This is a genomic window from Vibrio sp. 378 (genome assembly GCF_033339435.1).
In genome coordinates this window covers 1-1,943 of record NZ_JAWOUO010000049.1, presented here as the reverse complement: position 1 = coordinate 1,943, position 1,943 = coordinate 1, and the positions used below count along the sequence as shown (strand labels likewise).

The following is a 1,943-nucleotide window of genomic DNA, read 5'->3' as shown; positions in this document are numbered from 1 at the left end:
GATAAAGATAACTGCCCAACTTGAATGATTTCTTCTGCACTGCCGGATTGACGGCGAATCAACACACGCAAGCGAGCGAGCAACTCTTCGAGTGCAAACGGTTTTCCGAGGTAATCATCTGCGCCGCCATCAAGGCCTTGAACGCGATCGCGAATGTCGTCTCGTGCGGTAAGTATCATCACTGGGAGCTTAAATCCGCCTTTGCGAATATTACGCAGAACTTCCAATCCATCGATATCGGGGAGAGTGAGATCCAAAATCACGGCAGTGAACGCTTCTGTTTTGAGTGCGCTAGTCACGCCAGACCCTTTTTCCACCCAATCCACGGTGTATCCATGGCGACTTAATGAAGTCACCATGGATTGACCGAGTAGTTTGTCATCTTCTACGAGTAATAAGCGCATAGATTATTTCAATCTCCCAAGAGTCGCTTCAATTTCCAGTTTTCGACCTTTGTCAGCTAAAGGTCGGTCAGGGCGAGGTGTCGCCTGCATTGCGCGAGTCAAATACACTTTCGCTTCTTTGTCTCGACCTTCTTCTGCAAGGAAGTCTCCATAAAAATAGTTCGGATCGATGCCTTTTGGATTGATCTCTAACGCTTTTTTCAACATTTCTTCGGCTTTATCGTCATCACCAAAGCCAATTGGCCACCCCGGAACTTTGTAATACAAAGAACCTAAACTGGTGTATGCAGAGCCATCAAGCGTTTGCGGTGACGTTGCAATTACCCCTTCGAGTAAAGATTTGGCTTCTTTGGCGAGTGATAGTGCACCTAAGCCACCTTGAGCACCAGCCAGCGATGCTTTATTGATTGCCAGCCAAACAGTGAGTTCGGGATTACCCGGTTCTCTGTCGAGATAAATACTGGTTTTGGCAATCGCACGATGGAAGCATTGTTCCTTTTCGTCACCATCGGGCGTGCTGTACTGACATTCCGCCCATTTCTTTTGAATCTGTTGCAGTGGAGCATTACCTGCCAACGCAGCGGTCGAAGCTAACGTTGAACAAACCGTTAAAGCGCAAAGTAGTTGTTTGGTATTCATCGTCCATGTCCTCTTCAATGACTGACTCGGTTTACGTATTGGTGAATGGTTTCTTGTTGCTTACGAATCGCAGAAGAAACCACGCTTGGAAGCAGTTGATTGATGCGTGCAAAAAGCTTTTCTGGCCAACCAATCCATTTCGCGGAAATTTCTTTTTCCAACATGGTGACAACGTGATCGGCTACAACTTGCGGCGAGTCCGTTTTGTTACCCAGTTGTCGATTCATTTCATTGACGGCATCGCTATTGAGTGAGGTTTCTGTCGCTCTTGGTGCCAAATACAGCGCACGGATTCCGGTTGCGAACAGCTCTCTGTCGAGCGATTCGGTAAACCGGTGCAACCCCGCTTTTGCCGCGCAATAGGAGGTATAGCCTGGGTAGCCAATTGAGCCGAATGTTGAACCTATATTGAGAATCACCCCTGGTTGCTTTAACCACGTCAACGCCGATTGGCACAGCAGCATCGGCGCAACGAGATTGAGTTGGATTTCGTCTGCAATCTGCGTTGGTCGTTTGTGGCTTAACAACGAGAAATCGTTGCTGCCCGCATTGTTAATCAGTGCGTCCACTTTTTGATGTTGGCGCGCTCGATCTTTAATCGCTGTTAATCCTTCTGATGAGGTGATGTCTGCAACGACTACGTCATGACGTTCTGGATTTGACAGTTCACGCTGTAGTGTTTGCAAGCTCTCTTCGTTTCGCCCAACAAGAATGAGGCTAGCACCGCGTTTTGCTAACTCTCGCGCGATGGCTTGTCCAATTCCGCCCGTTGCGCCTGTCAGGAGAATGGTGCTGTTGTTAATGATCATGCTTCACCTCACGCCGCTTGTTGGGTTGAGAAGGAAGGCAAAGAGCGCAGCATTTGTCCGTACAGTGCAAACACCATTTTTGCAGAGTCGA

General features: G+C 48.3%; 3 protein-coding genes. All 3 read right to left on the bottom strand.

What is annotated here, in order from left to right; translation table 11 throughout:
• A partial coding sequence (locus R7Q48_RS23930) for a response regulator (protein ID WP_318132560.1) occupies positions 1–404 on the bottom strand: 404 nt, incomplete at its 3' end.
• Between the two features lie 3 nt (positions 405–407).
• Positions 408–1,043: a tetratricopeptide repeat protein gene (locus R7Q48_RS23925; RefSeq protein ID WP_025521673.1), complete on the bottom strand. Its 636-nt coding sequence runs from the start codon at positions 1,041–1,043 to the stop codon at positions 408–410.
• A gap of 14 nt (positions 1,044–1,057) precedes the next feature.
• Positions 1,058–1,852: an SDR family oxidoreductase gene (locus R7Q48_RS23920; RefSeq protein WP_025534971.1), complete on the bottom strand. Its 795-nt coding sequence runs from the start codon at positions 1,850–1,852 to the stop codon at positions 1,058–1,060.
• Positions 1,853–1,943 lie beyond the last annotated feature (91 nt).